This window comes from Brachyspira hampsonii 30446, from assembly GCF_000316195.1.
Lineage (GTDB): Bacteria > Spirochaetota > Brachyspiria > Brachyspirales > Brachyspiraceae > Brachyspira > Brachyspira hampsonii_C.
Genome location: NZ_JH994111.1, coordinates 1,632,032 through 1,653,665, shown reverse-complemented (window position 1 = coordinate 1,653,665; position 21,634 = coordinate 1,632,032). Strand labels below are relative to the sequence as shown.

At 26.6% G+C, this 21,634-nt stretch carries 17 protein-coding genes; 10 read left to right on the top strand and 7 right to left on the bottom strand.

Going from position 1 to position 21,634, the window contains the following annotated elements; translation table 11 throughout:
* The first annotated feature begins 42 nt into the window (after positions 1-42).
* The 5 genes from A966_RS11910 to A966_RS11890 all read left to right on the top strand — a co-directional run bounded on the left by A966_RS11910 (position 43) and on the right by A966_RS11890 (position 7,910).
* Complete coding sequence (locus A966_RS11910; protein ID WP_008725948.1) at positions 43-2,094, top strand: ligand-binding sensor domain-containing protein; 2,052 nt, start codon at positions 43-45, stop codon at positions 2,092-2,094.
* A gap of 82 nt (positions 2,095-2,176) precedes the next feature.
* Positions 2,177-3,997 (top strand): glycoside hydrolase family 10 protein, encoded by a 1,821-nt coding sequence (locus A966_RS11905; RefSeq protein WP_008725946.1) that lies wholly within the window; start codon positions 2,177-2,179, stop codon positions 3,995-3,997.
* Positions 3,998-4,069: 72 nt separating this feature from the next.
* Positions 4,070-5,422 (top strand): UDP-N-acetylmuramoyl-tripeptide--D-alanyl-D-alanine ligase, encoded by a 1,353-nt coding sequence (locus A966_RS11900; RefSeq protein ID WP_008725944.1) that lies wholly within the window; start codon positions 4,070-4,072, stop codon positions 5,420-5,422.
* 10 nt (positions 5,423-5,432) lie between these two features.
* Positions 5,433-6,194 carry a DUF4261 domain-containing protein gene (locus A966_RS11895; protein ID WP_008725942.1) on the top strand — a complete coding sequence of 254 codons (762 nt, stop codon included), beginning with the start codon at positions 5,433-5,435 and terminating at the stop codon, positions 6,192-6,194.
* Between the two features lie 60 nt (positions 6,195-6,254).
* Positions 6,255-7,910 (top strand): ankyrin repeat domain-containing protein, encoded by a 1,656-nt coding sequence (locus tag A966_RS11890; RefSeq protein WP_008725940.1) that lies wholly within the window; start codon positions 6,255-6,257, stop codon positions 7,908-7,910.
* Between the two features lie 428 nt (positions 7,911-8,338).
* Here the strand turns inward: A966_RS11890 and A966_RS11885 are convergent, their stop codons facing one another.
* The 4 genes from A966_RS11885 to A966_RS11870 form a co-directional block, all read right to left on the bottom strand.
* Entirely contained in the window at positions 8,339-8,956 is a 618-nt protein-coding gene (locus A966_RS11885) for an HNH endonuclease family protein (RefSeq protein ID WP_008725938.1), read from the bottom strand.
* A gap of 211 nt (positions 8,957-9,167) precedes the next feature.
* Positions 9,168-10,067: an SAM hydrolase/SAM-dependent halogenase family protein gene (locus tag A966_RS11880; protein ID WP_008725935.1), complete on the bottom strand. Its 900-nt coding sequence runs from the start codon at positions 10,065-10,067 to the stop codon at positions 9,168-9,170.
* A gap of 238 nt (positions 10,068-10,305) precedes the next feature.
* Positions 10,306-11,268: a class II fructose-bisphosphate aldolase gene (locus A966_RS11875; protein WP_008725933.1), complete on the bottom strand. Its 963-nt coding sequence runs from the start codon at positions 11,266-11,268 to the stop codon at positions 10,306-10,308.
* Positions 11,269-11,397: 129 nt separating this feature from the next.
* A complete protein-coding gene (locus A966_RS11870) occupies positions 11,398-13,233 on the bottom strand; it encodes a methyl-accepting chemotaxis protein (RefSeq protein WP_008725930.1) in 1,836 nt (611 codons plus the stop codon).
* 449 nt (positions 13,234-13,682) lie between these two features.
* On the opposite strand from A966_RS11870, the gene thrS reads away from it, so the two are divergent.
* The 4 genes from thrS (at position 13,683) to rplT (ending at position 16,890) form a co-directional block, all read left to right on the top strand.
* Entirely contained in the window at positions 13,683-15,614 is a 1,932-nt protein-coding gene (thrS, locus tag A966_RS11865; protein ID WP_008725928.1) for a threonine--tRNA ligase, read from the top strand.
* A gap of 12 nt (positions 15,615-15,626) precedes the next feature.
* The gene (infC, locus tag A966_RS11860) at positions 15,627-16,217 is read left to right on the top strand and encodes a translation initiation factor IF-3 (RefSeq protein WP_008725925.1); all 591 of its coding nucleotides are present in this window, start codon (positions 15,627-15,629) and stop codon (positions 16,215-16,217) included.
* 101 nt (positions 16,218-16,318) lie between these two features.
* Complete coding sequence (gene rpmI / locus A966_RS11855) at positions 16,319-16,522, top strand: 50S ribosomal protein L35 (RefSeq protein ID WP_008725923.1); 204 nt, start codon at positions 16,319-16,321, stop codon at positions 16,520-16,522.
* Positions 16,523-16,536: 14 nt separating this feature from the next.
* On the top strand, positions 16,537-16,890 hold the full coding sequence (rplT, locus tag A966_RS11850) for a 50S ribosomal protein L20 (RefSeq protein ID WP_008725909.1): 354 nt from the start codon (positions 16,537-16,539) through the stop codon (positions 16,888-16,890).
* Between the two features lie 246 nt (positions 16,891-17,136).
* Here rplT and A966_RS11845 read toward each other — a convergent pair whose 3' ends face one another.
* From A966_RS11845 to A966_RS11835, 3 genes are read right to left on the bottom strand one after another with little or no spacing between them, the layout of a single operon-like run.
* Positions 17,137-17,937: a hypothetical protein gene (locus A966_RS11845; RefSeq protein WP_039955666.1), complete on the bottom strand. Its 801-nt coding sequence runs from the start codon at positions 17,935-17,937 to the stop codon at positions 17,137-17,139.
* Positions 17,870-18,907 carry a hypothetical protein gene (locus tag A966_RS11840; protein WP_008725907.1) on the bottom strand — a complete coding sequence of 346 codons (1,038 nt, stop codon included), beginning with the start codon at positions 18,905-18,907 and terminating at the stop codon, positions 17,870-17,872. The genes A966_RS11845 and A966_RS11840 overlap by 68 nt, the downstream gene beginning before the upstream one ends.
* 1 nt (position 18,908) lies before the next feature.
* Entirely contained in the window at positions 18,909-19,838 is a 930-nt protein-coding gene (locus A966_RS11835) for a hypothetical protein (RefSeq protein WP_008725906.1), read from the bottom strand.
* Between the two features lie 854 nt (positions 19,839-20,692).
* Here A966_RS11835 and A966_RS11830 point away from each other — a divergent pair.
* On the top strand, positions 20,693-21,583 hold the full coding sequence (locus A966_RS11830) for a DMT family transporter (protein WP_008725905.1): 891 nt from the start codon (positions 20,693-20,695) through the stop codon (positions 21,581-21,583).
* The last annotated feature ends 51 nt before the right edge of the window (positions 21,584-21,634 follow it).

The following is a 21,634-nucleotide window of genomic DNA, read 5'->3' as shown; positions in this document are numbered from 1 at the left end:
TATGATAAAAAATAGATATAAGAATAGAAGGGGATATAAAATATGAAAATCACTAAGATTATAATTGCTTTGCAGCTGATATTAATATTATCTTCTGCTAATGTTTTTGGGGTTGTTACTAGAACATTATCAAGCACTAAAAGAGGATTTTATGATAATGGTGTTTATGATGGAATAATGCTTACAGAACAGGGCAGTTTAACTTTAGCTCCTATAATAGAACAGAATGGAGTAATTGCTGGTAAAGATATATGGAAAATGTATACTGCTAATGATGGAAGTATGTTTGCGGCTATTAGCGGAAGCGGTGCTGAACTTTATAAAAGAACTGCTGATGATACTAACTTTTCTTTATTTGCTTCAGAGAAAAATGAAAATGCTTTTACTGCAGTTATTACTGATAATGAAGGAAATGTATATGCCTCTACAGGTCCTTATGCAAAAATAATAAAATATGACAGTCAGGGAAATGAACTTTGGAGAAAAACTTTAAATGATACTTATATATGGGATATGAAATTTGATGATAAAGGAAATTTATTTGCTGCAGCCGGAGGAAATAATGCCAAGCTATTGAGAATAACTTCTGACGGTGATATTAAAGAAATATTAAAAACAGATGAGCAGCATGCTATGTCTTTATTATATGATGATAAAAATAACAAACTTTATATAGGAACTGCCGGAAGGGGACTTGTATTAGTTGTTGATTTATCTACAAATTTGGAAAATCCTTCATACAATGTACTTTATGATACAGCTGAAAATGAAGTTTATGCTATAACTATGGATAATATAGGCAATTTATATTTCGGAACTTCTACAAGACAGCCTGCTTATTTGCTGCTTCCTTCCATAATAGACGGAGATAAAAGACCTGACGAAAGCGAAAAGGAATTCAGAAACTCTTTATATAAAGCTGATACTAACGGCACAGTTCAAAGATTATTTTTCTTGAATCAGACATTGGTTTTGGCATTAAGCAGCGATAATAATAATAATATATATTTTGTTACAGGAGATACTGCTGATATATATAAAATCGGAGGAAATGACGGACTTTTATCATATATAGGCGGTTTAAAAAATAAAATACTTTCAACATTTGCCGTTTCTGATGACGGACTTTATTTTGCTATATCAAAGACAGGTGAAATATACAGAGTGAAACATACTTATCCTAATCAGGGTACTTTCACAAGCGATTCATTAGATTTAAAACTTTTGAGTAAATTAGGAAGTTTGAGTGATATATCAACTATTCCAAACGGTTCTTCTATATCTATTGAAGTTAGAACAGGAAATGTAGCAAGAGTTGATAATACTTGGAGCAGCTTTAATGCGGTAGGTGATGATGGTAAGATAGATGCTCCGGACGGAAGATTTATGCAGTTTAAAGTTACAATGACAACTTCTGATACAAATACTACCCCTGTACTTAATTCTATGGATTTTAGTTATGTTGAAAATAATCTTCCTCCTGAAGTAATAAACGGAGGGCTTACTACTCGTTATCTTCAGCAAAATGATTCTTCTGAAACAGCTAAAAGTCCTCAATTAGAAGAAAATGAAGCTATGATTTATTGGAAAGGAACTGATCCTAATGGCGATAAACTTACATATAATTTGGAATATAGATTAAAAGGTGAGAAAAATTATAGAAAATTAGCTGACAATTTATCAACATCATATTTTAAATTTGAATCTTATTTACTTCCTTCTGGTATTTACGATTTTAGAATAACAGCAAGCGACAGTTATGATAATCCTATAAGCATTGCTAAAACTAAAACTTTGGAAGTATTTAATGTGAAATATGATAATGATCCTCCGGAAGTTTTAGATTTTAATGCGGAAGCAAGCGGTGCAAATAGAAAAATTACTTTCAGAGTAGAAGATAAATTATCTTTCATAAAAACAGTAAGATATTCTACTATAACAGGGGAATGGAAATATATTGTTCCTGATGATGGTATGTTAGATTCTATGAATGAAATATTTACTATAAATATAGAAGATGCTAATGCCGGATCTGTTACTATTGAGGTAATGGATACTGATGGAAATACTAAATATTATTCATTCTTGATATGATTATTTATTAATAATATAATTTTAATTGGGCTAGTGAATTTATAAATTTACCAGCCCTTTATTTATTATAAGGTTTGATTTTATGAGAAAGTTATTTATTTTTATTTCTATATTAATATTTCATCTATTGTCTTGTCAAAGAAGTGAAATAATTATTCCTGATAATTTAAAAAGCATGCTTATAAAAGATATTAATGAGGATAAAAGTTTAAATCCTTTATATAGAGAATTCAGAGCTGCTTGGTTTTCAACTGTAAATAACATGGATTGGCCTCTTGAGGGAGGAAGCGAAGAAGAGCAGAAAAAATTAGCTTTGAAATATTTAGATACACTTTATAATAATAATTTTAATGCTGTATTTGTTCAAGTTAAGCCTGATGCAGGAGTAATATTTCCTTCAAAAATAAATCCTACTACAAGATATTTTTTTGGTAAAGACAGTACAAATGAAATAGATGATTATCCTTTTAAAACTGATATGCTTAAATTTATTATAGATGAAGCACATAAAAGAAATTTAGAAGTTCATGCTTGGTTTAATCCTTATAGAATAGCTGTAACTTATGATACTAATAAAAGTTATGCAGAGCAGTTTTCAAAGAAGAATTTTATTCATGTATATGCTTACTCTAATAATTTAAAGCCTATTCATTGGTATGATAATAAACTTTATTTGGATCCAGGTGAGCCTATAAGTGCAGAATATGTGATAGATTCTATTATGGAAGTTGTTGAAAATTATGATATAGACGGAGTGCATTTTGATGATTACTTTTATCAGAATATGATTGGAGATAAAACATATAAATATTGGCCTGATGAAGTGAGTTCTTCAAAATATGCTTCTAGTCAGGGTTATGATGCTTCTAATACAAATTATGATGATTACGGAGTTAATGGGCTTTATGCTTGGAGAAGAAATAATATTAATATGCTTGTAAGTTCTATATATAAAGAAATAAAATCAAGAAAGCCTTATGTAAAATGGACTATATCGCCTGCTGGAGTTTGGAGAAACAAAGAAAAACTTTCAGATTACAATGGATATGAATATGGGAGCGATACTCAGTCTTATAATCCTAATTTCGATGCATTACATGCTGATGTTCTTTTGTGGATGCTTAATGGAGAGAAAACTGAGTCTTTAAAAAATGCATCGCAAAAAGACGGCATTAATAAAATGTATGTTGATGCTATTATCCCTCAGATATATTGGAGTGATAAGCATGAAACTGCTCCTTTTGATATTATAGCTGATTGGTGGATTAATGAGGCTAAAAAATCTGCTAATGGAAAATTGGCTGATTTATATATTGGGCATCCTCTTTATAAAATGGGCAGGGATACAAATACTGAACCTTGGCAGGATATAGATTTAATGTCAAAACAGGTTGATTATATTAGAGATAAAGGAAGAGGGTATATAAAAGGTTCTGTATTTTTTACTATGAGAAATATGTATAAAGATGATATTCATACAAAAGGTTTTGGCTATAAGGCTTTAAATTATTTAAAAGAAAATAACTATCCTTTTAAATCTATAATACCAACCATGAACACTATGAAAGATTTAAATACTACTCCTTTTGGTTTAACTAATATCTATATAACAAATAAGTTTAGAAGTATAGAAATTACTTTCACGGATTCAGGAGAATATAAAACTGATAAATATAACTGTGCTGTAGAAGGTACATCTGTTTATTATTCTATATACAGAAAAGATGTTTCAGAAGATTATATAGTTCTAATTGATAAAATAAGAAGAACAAATTTTGATTCTCATTCTAATGTAGTATACAATGATAATACAGCAAATCCCAAGAAAACCTATATTTATTATATTACTGCTTTAGATAGGCTTCATAATGAGAGTATGCCTATTATGATTACTAATAGATAAATATAATATTTACAAATATTTATTTATACGGTTTTATTATGTTAACAAAATAAATTAATCGGAAATATTATTATGGGTAAAACTTCATTAAATGATATAATAAGAGTAAGCAAAGAATTAAACTCTAAATGTTCTAAAAATATAGAATCATTAGATTTAAATAAAGAATTAGAAATATCAACTGACAGCAGAGATAATTTTGACAGCTCTAAATTATTTTTGGCAATAAAGGGAGAAAAATTTGACGGAAATAAATTTGCATTGGAAACTTATAATAAAGGATGCAGATATTTTATTTTAAGCGATGAAAATATAAAACTTCCAGATGATGCAGTAGTTTTTTATACTGATGATACTATACTTTTCTTTATAAAATTGGCAAGAGAATACAGAAGAAGATTTAATATACCTATAATATCAATAACAGGAAGCTGCGGAAAAACTACTACAAAAGAATTAACACATCTATTTTTATCTTCTAAATATAAAGCATTAAAAACAGAAGGTAATTTTAATAATGAAATAGGAGTTCCTAAAACAATATTTAATTTAGACAGCAGCTATGAAATAGCTGTTATTGAAGCTGGTATGAATCATAAAAATGAATTACTAAGAATATCTGAATCTATAGAGGCAAATACAGTTATAATAAATAATGTAGAGCCTGTGCATATTGCTTATCTTGGTTCTATAGAAAATATTGCTTATGCCAAATCAGAACTTTTTAATCATACAAGAGAAAATGCTAATGCTGTAATAAACAAAAATACTAATTGCTTTGACATTTTAAAAAAAGAAGCTGAAATAAACAATATAAAAAATATAATAGAAGCTGATATAAAAGAGATAACAAAAAAAGATAATAATACATTTGAATATAAAGGCATAACTTTTAAACATAATCTAATAGGTGATTTTAATTTGTATAATGTACTTTCTGCATTAAAAGCAGCTGAACTTTATGATGCGGATTTAAGAAAATGTGCTGATATTTTACCAAGTTATGAGTCTCAAAAAAACAGAATGCAGATAATTAATATAAAAGGCTGTAATGTTATTAATGACTGCTACAATTCTAATCCGTCAGCTTTAAAAAATATGATTAATTATTTATCACAGAGAAATGAATCAAAAAAAATTGCTGTAATAGGAGATATGCTTGAGGCAGAAACTGAAAATTCAAGCTATCATAAGGACATAGGAAATATTATAAATGAATTAAAAAATATTAATGCTGTTATAGCAGTTGGGGATCATTCAAAAGATATTTATGATACTGTTAATTGCGAAAAATATTATTTTGAAAATGCTCAAAGTGCTGTAGATAAAGTAAAAGAGTTTTTAAAAGATGATACGGCAATGTTAATAAAAGCCTCATTAGGTATGGGCTTTGCTTTGATAATAGATTCTATAAAAAATATATAAAGGCTTAAAAATGAATAATTTAATACAAAATGATTCTGTAATAGCTTTTATTTTATTAGATGATAAAAATTTTAATGATTTCTCAAATCAATTAAAAGAATATTGGGATATAGATATAACTATAGTAAGTCATAACAATAAAAATACATTTAATATTGAAACAATGGATTTTGAATATGAACTTGCTCCTTTTAAAGTTCCAGATAAAGAAGCTGAAATATTGATAAATTATAATGATATAGATAATGAAACAAGAGAAAAAATACTTAATCATAAATCTTTTTTATCAATTAAGGTTAATGGTAATAATACTGATTTCAAAGATATTGCTTTAACTTTTAGTAAGGTATGCTATTCTATAATAAAAGTAAATAATGTATCGGCTGTTTTAATAGGGGAGATTAATCTTATTATTTCTAACAGTACATATTTATTTGAGATGAATGAGTATATAAAAAATAATAAATTTTTTCCTACTTGTCTATGGGTGAGAGTTGATGTTTTTTCAGATAATAATGGAAATCATGCCTATACTGAGGGGCTTAAAAATTTTGGTAAGTATGAGATTATGGCTTATAAAACCGCAAGATATGCTGAAAGTATAATTAGGGTACTTATGATATTATCAAGAGGTATTATAGAAAATAATCTTAATCTTGAAGATGGAAACACTATGCAGACAGATGATGATTATATAGGAATGTTTAAATTCTTTGATAATAAATTTATAATGCTTGAAAAGAGTTTGAAAGATATAAATAAAAATCAATAGATTTACAATAAAAGTATTATAATATATACTTTGACAGATTTTATAGATGGGGTAGTTATTATGAAATTTGCAGCAATTATAATAAGTTTAATTGTTTTAATGAGCTGTTCTAATAGTGAAGAAAAGAAAGAAAACAATATAAACTCTAATATTAATACTAATTCAAATGCATTAGCACAAAATACGAATACAATTATTACAAATCAAAATAATATAGTTACTAATAATGTTAATAATAAAAATGATGTTATAGTAAGAAAAAATATATACCCTATAAAATCTTATACAGAAGAAGAACTTGATAAGATACTTTTATTTAGAGTTAATAAATTATTAGGGGAGTATGTAAATGATAAAGAAAATGGAGAGTTAATAAAAAAAGAAAAAGAAAAATTAAAGCCTATAAGAGATTTACTTATAAAGACTATAAATGCTGAAGATGAAGATGGTAATAATGCATTAATGCTTGCTATAAAATACAGTACAGACTCTATTGTTTATTATGATTTAATAAAATGGATTGTAGAGCATGGCATTGATTTATCAAGTAAAAAAATATTTAAAACATTATCTTATTATTATTATCTTAAAAAAACATATTATGATCATATTGGCAGTAAAGAATATTCAGATATTGTTTATTATTTGATAGACTCTGGAATATATTTTGACTATAAAGATGTATATGACTTAATGGTTAATAATGGTGATTCGGATATTATTAAAAAAATGCTTGATATATTATATGATTATAATTTTGAAAAAGTTGATTATAACTTACAAAGTGATTTATTATTTACTTCCATATATAATCAGGATATTGATTTAGTAAAATATTTTCTGGATCTTGGTGCAGATATTAATTCTCTAAATAGAATGAGGGATGGTTCTATAGGAACTCCTTTAATGTATAGTGCATTTTTAGAAAATTATGATATTGCTGATTATTTATTGGAAAAAAATGCTGATGTTAATATTAATTGTTTTCAAGACAATCAAGAATTAGAAAACATTTGGAATTATTATAGTTATTATAGCGATGAAAGAGATGAAATAATAAATAACTTTCCTGTTTTAAGTCATACAAATTTGAATGGTACTGTTATTACAGGAAATAATTATTATGATTTGATTGTAAAAATATTAAATAAAACAGCTCAAAATTTTAAATTAGCTAATACTTATTTTTATTATGAACCAACTTCTGAGTCTATTGTTAAATCTGATACTAATAATAAATATATGTTTATATCATCTCCTATATTAAATCAGGAATATATAGATTATCCTGATGATTTTACAAATGAGGAAGATAAATATTTTCATTATATAACTATATGGAAAAAAGAGGATAATAAAGCTTCATTTGTATCAGGGTTTTATCCTTTACAAGATACATTTTATGAATATACATATTTAAGCGATTTTAATATTGCTGTATCAGGAAATTATATTACAGCAGAACAGTATGATAGCGGTAAAACATATTATTACACATTTATTATAGAAAATAATGAATTATATTTAGATAAATTTTCTACGGGTAAATCTAATCTTATATCAGCATCAGCTACTAATTTTTCAGAAGCATACAATGAAGAGTATTATTATAATTATAAATCAGATGCACAAAAATTTAATCAAACAAGCAGAGTAAAACTTATTGATATTGCAAAAGGATTTTTTGAACAGCTTATAGAAGACTATAATAAATAAATTATCAGTTTTTGATACAATTATGTATGAGTATGATTTTTTTTAATACTGTTATTTGATAAGCATATACAAGTTATTGAGTATATACCTAAACAACTATATTTTGTCAAAAATGAATTTTGTAAATTGAAATATTTGCAGGGCTTTGCCCCGCCCCCAGCTCTTTTACCGAGTAGGTACCTTTCGGTATTGGTATAAAAGAACCAAAAGAACTGCATTTATAGTCTAAATTTAGGTTATATCCTATATTTAATAAGTATATGTTTAATATAAAGTTATAGTAATTGCGTTTTTTGCAACTTTTTTGTGCGGCAAAAAAGTTGATAATACATTTATAAAAATAAATAAATTGACAAAATATATTTGTTTAGGTATAAACACTTCAAACTATTTTATAGTAAAGTTTAAAAAATTATATTAATAAAAAATTATTTTCCTTTACATACTCTGTTTGACACTTCATCAAAACCCTCTTCTATTGTAAGTCCCCAATCTGTTTTGATTTTATACCATTCTCTTACATATTCGCATTGATATTCTTCATTAGGAGGAAGCCATTCTACAGGAGATTTATCGCCTTTTGAACGATTTGCACCTTTTGATACTGCAATCAAGTGATTTTCATTTTTCATATAATTATAATATTCATTTTTCTTTTCTTTGCTCCAATTACTAGCACCGCTTATATGAGCATTTTTTAAAGGCACTAAATGATCTATATCTAAATCTCTGGCATTAGTAAAATATTTTCCTGTGAACTTGTCATACCATTTTCCGGATATTACTCTATTATTTGATATTACAGGTTTTACTAATGATTCCCTTGCTAATACTTCATGCCTTGTATTAAGTCCGTCATTATCCTCATCTTCCCAATCTCCCCAATCATCTCTGTTGTATCTTGTAACTGTTTCTTTTTGTGACTTTTCTGTTTTTGATATTTCTTTTTTATTGTATATATTATTATAATAATAGTATCCTGCTGCTATTAATAAAATAAATAATATAAATAAAGGAGATGATTTTTTCTTTTTTCTTCTTGCCATAGTTGCTCCTATTGCTGCTAATAAAAATTGTTCACTGCTATGCGTGCCTTCGTCATAAGCGTCTGTCAAGTAAACTTAACAGACGCTCACAATTTTCTTAAAATATTAAGCTGTAGTATGTGCATTTTTTCAACTTTTTTGAGCGACAAAAAAGTTGATAATATATTTATAAAATATATAGATTGAGAAAATATAGTTCTTTAGCTATATATTATTTTTTTATTATTTCCATACTCCAATTAGGTCCGCTGTAAACTTTATACTTATCAGAGAAATTTCCCATATTAACAGCAACAGAGAAATTAAGTTCTGAATTGAAATATGCCATATTATCACCTTCAGCTACATCTCCGAAAGTATTAACAAGTTTAACATCACCATTCCATATTAAATTTCCTTCATTGTATATAGAAACATTTAAAATATCTCCAACCTGTACTCCATTATCAAGCATTAATTGACGAGGAAGCGAAGACCATACATTTCCATACTGAATATCTAGTATAGGTATATTAGCAAAGAATTTACCGTTTTCAAATCTTGGCTTTTGATAATCTATTTTTGTTATATTAGTTCCTAATGATTTTCCAACCTGTTCAAAAGTTATTTGTTTTGAGGCTAATCTTGCTCCTGTATATACATATACATCTCTGCCATGAAAAGTGTATGATTCCTGAGAGTTAGTAAGTCTGTTTACTGCTTCATCAATTTCTCTCACTTCTTCTATTCCTAAACTTTCAGCAACAAAAGTTAAAGAACCATTATCAGGAGTTACAAAATAATAGTTATTAGTAGTTTTCATAACAACTGACTTTCTTTCTGTACCAACTCCGGGATCTACAACATTAACAAATACTGTACCTTCAGGCCAATATCTAGCAGTTTGATCTAATCTCAAAGCAGCTTCCCATATATTAAATGCTGGTATTTCATGTGTAAGGTCATAAACTTTTAAATCTTTATCTACAGTTAAAGCTACGCCATATATACTTGCAACAGCATTGTCCTTTCTTCCAAAATCTGTTTGAAGTGCAAGCGGAGATTTACCAATTTGTCTTTCGCATGACATAAGCATAATAAATAATGATATTATTAATATATACTTTTTCATTTTTATTCCTTTTAATTATATATATATTTTGTTAAAAAATTAAGGGCATAAGACTGAACTCATGCCCTTGAATATTTATTGTTAATAATTATTAAGTTAATAATTATTTAGTTTTAGCGTTTAGAGCATCTTTTTTTCTTCTAATTCTTCTTAAAGCTCTTTTGCGTTTAACTACTTTTCTATGCTGTTTTCCCATGTTATCTCCTTATTAATTTTTTTATTGTATAAATTATTAAAATTATATTTTGCCGTTAGAACCTAATACATTATTAATTTTATGCATGTATAGTTTTTTCATTTCATCACGAGCAGGTCCTAAATATTTTCTAGGATCGAATTCTTTAGGATTGTCATGGAATACTTTTCTAATAGCTGCAGTCATAGCAAGTCTTGAATCGCTGTCAATATTGATTTTACAAACTGCACTTTTTGAAGCTTCTCTTAATTGTTCTTCTGGAATACCTATAGCATCATCTAATTTACCGCCGTATTCATTAATCATTTTAACATATTCCTGAGGTACGCTTGAAGAACCATGTAAAACGATAGGGAAGCCAGGAATTTTTTTCTCAATTTCTTTAAGAATATCTAATCTTATTTCTGGATTTTGACCAGGTTTGAATTTATAAGCACCATGACTAGTACCTATAGAAATAGCAAGAGAATCAACGCCTGTTTTTTTAACGAAATCTTCTACTTCTTCCGGCTGAGTATAAGTATGATGTTCAGCAGAAACATCATCTTCAACACCAGCAAGAACTCCCAATTCGCCTTCAACAGTAACATCATATTTATGAGCATACTCAACAACACTTCTTGTAAGCTCTACATTTTTATTGTAATCATAATGGCTTCCGTCTATCATAACAGATGAGAAACCATATTCAATACAGCTTTTGCAAAGTTCTAAACTGTCGCCATGATCCAAGTGTAAAACTATAGGAACATTAACTCCTAATTCTTTAGCATATTCAACGGCACCTTGAGCCATATATCTTAAAAGGGTTTGATTAGCATATTTTCTAGCACCTGAAGAAACCTGAATTATAACAGGGCTTTTAGTTTCTACACAAGCCTGAACTATAGCTTGAAGTTGTTCCATATTGTTAAAGTTAAATGCAGGTATTGCATAACCGCCGCTTATAGCTTTTTTAAAAAGGTCTCTGCTATTAACAAGACCCAAATCTGAGAATTTAACCATATTTTTCTCCTTATTCTTTTTTAATTCTTAATTTCTATTTATTAAAAGATATCAAAAATACTTTATTAATAATATAGTAAAAATAATATTTTTTCAATAAAAATACTTATTTTTTATATATAGTATAAATTAAAATTTAAAGAAACTTATTTTTTCATTTAATTCTTCAGATTTTACTAGCAATTCGCTGGATAAATTTGAAGTTTCATTTGCTAATGAGGCATTTTTCTGAGTATTAATATCCATATTATAAATTGCTTTATTAACCTGTTCAACACCTATACTTTGTTCCTGCATAGTTGAAGTTATATCAAGTATAAGTTTTACAGTATTTCTTATTTTTTCTTCGAGCTGAGAAAATATTTCTTTTGATTCTCTAACAGAATCTGTAGCTTTATTTATTTTTTCTACAGAATCATCTATTAAGCTTGTAATTTCTTTTACAGATGACTGTGAGTTTTGTGCTAGATTTCTTACTTCTGAAGCAACAACAGCAAAGCCTCTTCCTTGCTCTCCTGCTCTTGCAGCTTCAACTGCAGCATTTAAAGCAAGTATATTAGTTTGAAATGATATATCTTCTATCATCTTTGTAATATTTTTTATTTTGTTGCTAGCCTCATTAACTGTTTCAATATTTTCTGAAGTTTCATTAACAATATCTACTGCATATTCTAAGGATTCTTGTATATCAGACATTATATTTGATACATCTGAAGATCTTTGAGTGGAATTTTTTATTCCTGAAGCAAACTCCTCCATAGAAGAAGCTGTTTCTTCTAAACTGGCTGCTTCTTCTTCTACTCTTTTAAATAAATTTTCATTTTCTCTATAAATAGATGAAGATTTATTAGATATTTCTTCTGATATGCTGTTAATACCTTTTAATATATCTATAAGTTTGTTTTGCATATTATAAAAATCATTAGACATCTTTCCAATTTCATTGTTTTTATATTTTTTTGATAATATAAAAGATGGTACTTCTGATGATAAATTTCCTGAACTAAAACTTAAAATTGAATTGGATAATTCCTTCAATACATTTGTTATTCTTGTGGTTATATAATATACTATTATCAATGATGTTATGATTAGTATTATAATTGTAATGATTATTGATATATAAGTTATTGTTTTTACAGGAGAATTAAATTCAGATTCATTTACGCTTATTGTAGATATAAAAGGAACTTCAGATAATTTATTGAATGCTGCTACAGTTTTTGAGCCAGTTGTTATACTTGTATATCTAATGCTTCCTTTTGTCATATTTCCTCTATTTTCTTTTCTTATTTCTTTACCTACATCGTTTCCTATTCTGCTAGGATCTTTATGTGCTATTATTTTATCGTATTCATTCATTAAAAATAGTCTTGCTGATGTTCCAATATTTGCTGCATTTTCAAAATTGTTTTTATTAAAGTAATCCCATTTTATAGATACTGCAAAAACTCCTAGAATGCTTCCAGTATCGCTTTTTATTCCTGAATATATTATCATATAAGGTGAAGATGAATCATTCATCATTATATTTTCTGTTATTGCAAAATCATAATTATTATTTTTAAGATTATTTAAAGCATTGTTATCTTTTATATTTGAATTATTTATTGATATTAATGTATTTCCATTTAAATCTAAAATACCAAAATCATTATATATATCTTTATCAAATTCATATTGAAGTTCATTATAAGCAGTATTTTTATTTTCTTCTGTAGGATTTAATAAATAATTAATTACAGCTTTATTTCTTGAATACATTTTTAGTTTAGATTTCTTATCAGAAAACCAATTATCCAGACTTTTTGCATATCCTTCTGATGTATTTTCAAAACCGTTTATAGCAATATTGGTTATTGATTTTGAGAATAGATTTATTAATGTAAATAATAATCCTATCAGCATGATAGTTATAGTTGAGATAATTATTAATGGTATTCGTACTTTTAGGCTGCTGAACATAGAATTTCCTTGATTATGATTTAGTATTTTTTATTAAATTTAGTATATTGAAGATATTTCGAAAGTCAATATGAAATGTATATTAGATTTGGTCCAAAAGATATTGAAAAATATTTTCAGGTTTATTAATTATTTTAATGTTTTATATGTTTTTTAATTAATTATTTATTGTATATAAAAATGAGAATTTTTTAGGAGTTTTGTATTATTTCTGATGATAGATATATAATTCTGCATTACAATTATGCAAATAAAAAATTAAATATAGCAGACTTTGATTAACTCAGTTTAAAAAAGTCTATTATTAATTTTTATTATTTTTGTATAATTTTATTAATTGCTTTATATGATTTGTTGACTATTGTTTATATATATGTTATAATGTTTCAAAATATTTGCATAAGTTTTTATTAAATGCAAATACAAGTATCAATTCAAGAGGTGTTATAATGTCAAAAATTAATTATTCGGGACAGTCTTATGATTTGTCCAATGGAGAGTCTTTACTAGACTTCCTTAAACAAAATGCTAAAAAAGATTCCAAAGATGCAATAGCTGCTAAGTTTAATGGAAAAGAAGTTGACCTTACATATACGCCTGAAACAGACGGCGATTTAGAATTGATACTTACAACCACCGATGAAGGACTTGAAGTTTTAAGACACTCTACAAGCCACTTAATGGCTCAGGCTGTTAGAAGACTTTATCCTAATACTCAGGTTACTATAGGACCTGCTATTAAAGATGGGTTTTACTATGACTTTGATGCAGAAAAACCTTTTACAGAAGAGGATCTTCCAAAAATAGAAGATGAAATGAAAAAAATCATCAAAGAAAATATACCTGTAGTAAGAAAAGTAATGAATAAAAATGAGGCTATAGAGTATTTCAAAAAAGCTAATGAACCTTATAAAGTTGAAATTATAGAAGGTATAGATGCTGATACAGTATCTTTTTATGAACAGGGCGATTTTATAGATCTTTGCCGCGGTCCTCATGTTCCTTCTACAGGATATATAAAATCATATAAACTTATGTCTGTAGCTGGAAGTTATTGGAGAGGGGATTCTAATAATAAAATGCTTTCTCGTATATATGGAACAGCATTTGAAAGTAAAGAAGCTTTAGACAAATACCTTAAAAAACTCAAAGAAGCTAAAGAAAGAGATCATAGAAAATTAGGTAAAGAACTTAATTTATTTAGTTTTCATGAGGAAGGACCTGGTTTTCCTTTCTGGCATCCTAGGGGAATGGTTATTTATAAAGCTGTAGAATCTTATATAAGAAATGAAAATGATAAACGCGGATATGTTGAAATAAAAACTCCTGCTATACTTAATGAAGAGTTATGGCATAGAAGCGGACACTGGGATAATTATAAAGAAAATATGTATTTTACAGAGATTGATGAAACTAAATACGCTGTAAAACCTATGAACTGTCCCGGCGGTTTGATTGTTTATAATTCTAATATACATAGCTATAGAGATTTGCCTTTAAGAGTTGCTGAATTAGGTTTTGTTCACAGGCATGAGCTTTCCGGAGCTTTGCATGGACTTTTTAGAGTTAGAGCATTCACTCAAGATGATGCCCATATATTCTGTACAGAAGAGCAGCTAGGCGATGAAATTATTAATACTATTGAATATTATTTATCTGTATATAAAGACTTCGGTTTCGAGAACTATGAAATATTTGTTTCTACTAGACCAGCCAAATCAATCGGAAGCGATGAGATTTGGGAGCTTGCTACTAAATCATTAATTAATGCTTTGGATAAACTTGGTATAAAGTACAAAATTAATGAAGGAGATGGAGCTTTTTATGGTCCTAAAATAGATTTTAATATTAAAGATGTTCTTGACAGAAATTGGCAGTGCGGTACTTTACAAGTTGACTTTTCACTTCCTATGAGATTTGAAATAAGCTATGAAGGTAAAGACGGCAGAAAACATACTCCTGTAATGCTTCACAGAGCAATACTTGGATCTATGGAGCGTTTTATAGGTATATTAGTTGAGCATTATAATGGTAAGTTCCCATTATGGCTTTCACCTTTACAAGTGGCTGTTGTTAATGTTCTTGATGAAAAATCTCAGATTGACAGAGTTAATGAAGTTGCTAAGGCATTAAAAGATGCAGGTTTTAGAGTAGAAGTGGATGAAGGAAATGAGAATTTAGGTACTAAGATTAAAAAATACCGCTTGCAAAGAACTCCGTATACAGTTATAATAGGAGCAGAAGAAGTGTCTAATGGTAAATTGTCTATTAGAACTCGTTCTTCGCAAGAAATTAAAGATATGGATTTAAATGAGTTTATAGAGAAACTCAAAAAAGAATCTAAGGAGAGAATGAATGATTCTATATTTACTACTAAATGAGGTAGCTAAATAATGGCAACAGTAAAAAAAGAAGGAGAGAGAATTAATCAATTTATTACTGCACCAGAAGTTAGAGTTGTGCATGATGAGAGAGGAAGTCTTGGTGTAATGAGTATTAAAGATGCTCTTGCATTAGCAAAAAGCGAAGGTTCAGATTTGGTGGAGATAGCTCCTACAGCAGAACCTCCTGTTTGTAAGATTATCAATTATGGTAAGTATAAATTTGATATTCAGAAAAAGAGTAAAGAAGCTAAGAAAAAACAGAAATTAGTTCAGCTTAAAGAAATTAAGATGCGTCCTCAGATAAGCATACATGATTATAACTTTAAAATGAAGCATATTCGTGAATTCTTAGATGAAGGTAATAAGGTAAAAATCACTATAATGTTTAGGGGTAGGGAAATGGCCCATACTGAATTCGGCTATGAACTTATCAATAAAATTATACAAGATTTAGAGAATGAAGCTTCTACAGAAAAACCTGCTAAATTAGAAGGTAAGAATCTATCGGCAGTGCTTAACCCTGTAAAAGCAAAAAAAACTGCTTCTGATTCTGAAGGTTCTTCTGCCAAAAAAGAATCTTCTGAAAATACTGAAGAATAATAAATATATTTTTCAAAATATTAAATAGCCCACTAGCTATATGTACTTATCATACATATAGATTGAGCATACAGTAAATATAATTAAAAGGATATTAGTTTATGAAACAAAAATTAAAAACAAAAAGCGGTGCAAAAAAACGTTTTAGATTTTCTAAAACAGGTAAAGTTAAATTTGCTCATGCATTTGGTAGCCACAAATTCTTAAGCAAAAGACCTGACACTAAAAGAAAATATCGTAAAGCTAGAATAGCTGATGATACTAATATGTTAGAAATGCCAAGATTAATGCCTTACGGCAGATAATAAAGGAGACTAAAATGAGAGCAGTTAGCGGTGTAGTAAGAAAGAAAAAAGTTAAAAAAATATTAAAGATGGCTAAAGGTTACTATGGTTCTCATAGTAAGCAGATGAAACAAGCTAAAGAAGCTGTAATAAGAGGCTTAAAATACGCTTATCGTGACAGAAGACAGAAAAAAAGAATGATGAGACGCTTATGGACTTTAAGAATCAATGCAGCTTGCAGACCTTTAGGTATATCTTATAGCAAGTTCATTAACGGACTTAAAAAAGCTAATGTTATAATTGACAGAAAAGCTTTATCTAATTTGGCTATTGATGATTATAAAGCATTTGAAGCTGTAGTTGAGGTAGCTAAAAAAGCACTTGCTTAAAAATTAGACTTAAAAATATTTACTTATGTATAAACTTGCCGCTAGTATTTATTAATATTAGCGGTTTTTATTTTTTTAATATTTATTTTTTAATGATGTATTTCAATATAAGTGATGATATTGTATTTACTATAAATATATAAAGTTATTAAATTTAATGTTTTACTCGTAATAGAATAAAAAACTATCGTTAGTATATAAATTAATGAATGCTAAGGGTTTTTATTAAAGAATAATTTTATATATTTATTTTATTAATTCTGATAATCTTTCTCTTTCTTTTTCCCAATACTTTTTATATTCAATCGTATTACCAAAAAACAATAATTTCTTTTCATCATTTATTTTAAGTTTTGAATCAGATAAATGCTCTAATTGAAATATGGCTTTTCTAGCTTCTAGCTTCTTATCTTCTTCTATTAAATTTTCTATTATTGAAATTTGAGATAATAAATATTGATGTCTTTTATTATCAACAATTTCAGGTATATCTTTCATTAATTTATCAGCATATTCTTTTTGATCTTTATCAATAATTTTTGTATAATATTTTTTCCTATTTTCGTAAGCTGTTGAAATATAATTATAATTATCATAATCCATATCTTCATTAAATACTATATATTCCATATTATTAAAAAAGTTTGTTGCCATATTATTATAAAGTTCTTTTCTTATATTTTTTAAAGTTTTTCCTTCTTTAATATCTACAATAGGAAATTTATTTAATAATTGAAAAGAAGAATTCTTATTGTAGGCATTTTCAAAATCTTTATTTGATATCAATTTTAATATATTGTTTTCATTATCTTTAATATTTATTATATTATTTTCTTTATAATTTACATTATAATATTTATTATATCCAAATGTACTTCCAATAATCAATAATATCATAATAATAAATGAAAACAAAGATTTTAAAATATCACCAGAATCAAATTTAGATTTTTTATTTATTAGGAATATAGAATATAATTTAGTTAAAGCATAGAATATAATTGTTGCTATTAATGCTGCTGCCAATGTAAATAAAGATGTTTGCAATAAAGTTCCATATGCATTTTTTTTCTATAAAAAAAGTAGTTAATGAAGTTACAATAAAAATAAATAATAAAATTATAGGATTATTAATAAACTTCTTTTTTATTTCTTCTTTTATCTTTAATTTTCTTGCTTTCTTAAAAGTATTTATTAATTTACTTTCTTTAAGATTTTCATTTTTTCTATTATTGAATATAAAATTATATAATTCATTATTATTAGTTAAAGCATACGATGTTAGTAGAGTTGGTATAAATTCAATTTCAGGATTATCATTGTTATTTATAATTAGTAATGAACCAAAACTAGGATTTGATGTTATAATTGATTTAAAATAGGAGTTATTATATAAATACAAAGTAGATTCATAATATACTTGATTTATATTTGGCACTGATTTTCCGCAGTCGAGTTTATCATTTAACCATGCATAATATGTATCAAGAACATATTGACAGGTTTTATACACATGGTTTAATGTACAATAAGAAGTAAATGATGAATTTATTCCATTTATTAATAGATCTTTATTTTGTATATTATTTTCTGATAATTTTATTTGAATATCGCTTGTTAATATTTTATTAACTTTCATTAATTTATGTTCCAGTGTTTCTATATGCTCTTTTATTATTGGTATTTTTATATTAGCTGTCTCTTTTAAAATAGGCAATGTTTCCTTAATTTTTTTGTTTTTCTGCATTTCAGTAATTATTTTTGTTGTTCCCTTAACTATCAAAGTACCAGCTGCTATTGCTAATCCTATTTTCGGACTTATTTTTAATAAAGTTTCTTTTTTTATTATACCTAATTTTTTATTTATTATAGAGAAAGAAACTGCAACATCTTTTATTGAAGCGGATATATTAATCCATTCTCCTGCTAATCTATCCATTTCATTAAGTATATTTTCTAAATCTGTTTTTATTTTTAATAACTCATTGGCATCTACATTTAAAGTTTTTATATCCATTTCATCTTCCTAATAATTCAAATAATGTCTTAGCTAATTTATCATCTATATTATCCATTTTTTCTAATAATTGTGTTCTTATTTTTATTTCCTCTACATTTAATGTATCTGTAGGTATTGATAAAATAGTATCTGTAATTTTTTCTAATCTTCTTGAATATGAGCTTATAATTTCTTTTGTATTATTAGATGCTTCTTGGAATTTTATCAAATCGTTATTAGCTTGAATTTTCCATTTTTCAAATTCAAGTTGATTTTTTTCTAAATCTGCTTCTATTTCCGCCATTGCTAATTTTGCTTCTTTAAATGTATTTAATACATCAACTATTGCATCAGTATTATTAAGAACAACAGAAGTTAAATTTACTCCTTCTTTTACGATTTCAACTTTCATTATAGCATCAGTTCTTTTATTTTCTATATCTTTATTATTATCAGATTCAGCTATTTTTATTGTTTTATTATCTTTAGATTCTGATATTCTAGTCTCACTTTCTTTTGATTTCCCAAAGGCATATGATATAGAAGATATTATTGAATTACCAACATTTGCAGCTCCACTTATAGCAGAATTTGTAATACTTGTTTTCATCATAGCATCAGTTTTTTTATTTTCTATATCTTTATTATTATCAGATTCAACTATTTTAGCCTTTGTTTCCTTTGATTTCGATATAACATTTGATACTGATGAAACAGCATTTGCTATACCAGTTATGCTAGAGCTAGCGATATCTATCTTTAATTTTGCATCAGTTCTTTTATTTTCTATATCTCTATTATTATCAGATTCAACCATTTTGCTCTTAGCATTTGATATAGATGATATTATACTATTAGTAGCATTTGCTATAGCATTAATAGGGTTAAGTGATGATGATGATAAATCTTTAGCTATTTCAAATATTTTTGGAGGGTTATTATCAGACATATTTACTCCTTATGATTTTTATGAAATTATCAAAATAGATATATATAATTATGATTTATATACAAATATATATTATATAAATATAAATTTCAAGTATTTATATGTTTTATTATAATTTGAAAATTTTAATATAATTTTTTTTAAATTAAAAATACATGTTTATTTATATTAGACTTGTTTCAAAACTACTTGAAAACATTAAATATGAAATTATTTAATGTTTAAAATTATAAATATGATATTTTACATGTTGTATAAACTATTATTTTAGTATATAAACATGCAGTCTTTCGTCTGCTAAAGGCACGCACAACGAGGCGGACAGCCTCACAAAAGAAGTGGGGTTTTGCGTAAGTACGCAGAGCGGTGCACAAATGTGAAGCCCCAACTATAATTTAAAAATATTAAATTAAAAATTTATAAATTTAGTTTTGAAACAAGTATATTATATTTTTTTAATAATTTTTCTCTTTTTTATAAAAATATTAAAGTTAATTTCCAAGCGGCCGATAATATATTTAGTTGATTGGACTACCCCCCAATAACTATATTTGTAATAAGCCGCTTTGTTCATCCCACAAAAGCGGTTTATTTTTTTAACTATTTTTTATAATAAAGCTTTAATATTAAAAATACTATAAATTGGTTAGCCATTTTTATAGATATATTAAATATTCAACTTTCCCAAGTAAATTATTTTTGAGCTTTTAAGTTATACTTCTTTAGAACATCGATAATTAATGAAAATCATTCAATATAAAAAATATTTAAAAAATCTTATTAAAAAAAATTATTTTTAATATATAATACCTATTCAAAATTTTAATTATTATTTTATGGAGTCTTGCTTCATTATGAAAAAGTTTATACCAATTCTTCCTATATTATCTGGTATATTTTGGGGCGGCGGCGGAATATTTATCAGAAGACTTATGGAATTAAATATAAATAGTTTTACTGTAGTTTCTTCAAGAGTTATTTTAGCAAGCATAATATTTTTTATAAGTGTATTTTTATATGACAGATCTTTGGTAAAAATAAAATTAAAAGATTTATGGATATTTATTGCATCCGGCATACTTGGAATATTGGGGCTTAATATTTGCTATAATGAGGCTGTAAAGCAATTATCATTATCTTTGTCTGCTATTCTTTTGAGTTTATCACCTATATTTGTTTTAATATTTGCCAATATATTTTTTAAAGAGAAAATCACATCAAAAAAAATTATTTGTATGATACTAGCATTGTTAGGCTGTTTCTTTGCAAGCGGAATACTTGAAACTAATGAAACTATGCATTGGACATATTTCGGTATATTTATAGGTTTTTTAGGTGCTTTTTTCTACGGACTTTACAGTATATTCTCTAAACTTGCTATAAGAAAAAATTATAATACATTGACAGTTACATTGTATGCATTAATAAGCATAGCCGTAATATCACTTCCTTTTACCGATTGGAAAGCTCTTTCAAATGTTGTAATAGAAAATGGTTCAGGAATGTTAGTTTTTATGCTTTTTCATTCTCTTTGTACATCGGTATTTCCTTATGCATTTTTTACTATAGCTTTAGGTTATATGGATGCGGGAAAGGCTTCTATATTGGCATCAGGAGAGCCTATAGCGGCAATGTTTTTTGGCATATTCTTTTATCATGAAATTCCTACTGTACTTTCCGTTATAGGTGTATTATTAACATTGACTGCTTTGACTTTGCTTAGTTTACCTGAAAAAAACAAATAATTTATATACAAATAATATATTACAGTATATAATGCATTTTAATAATTTTTG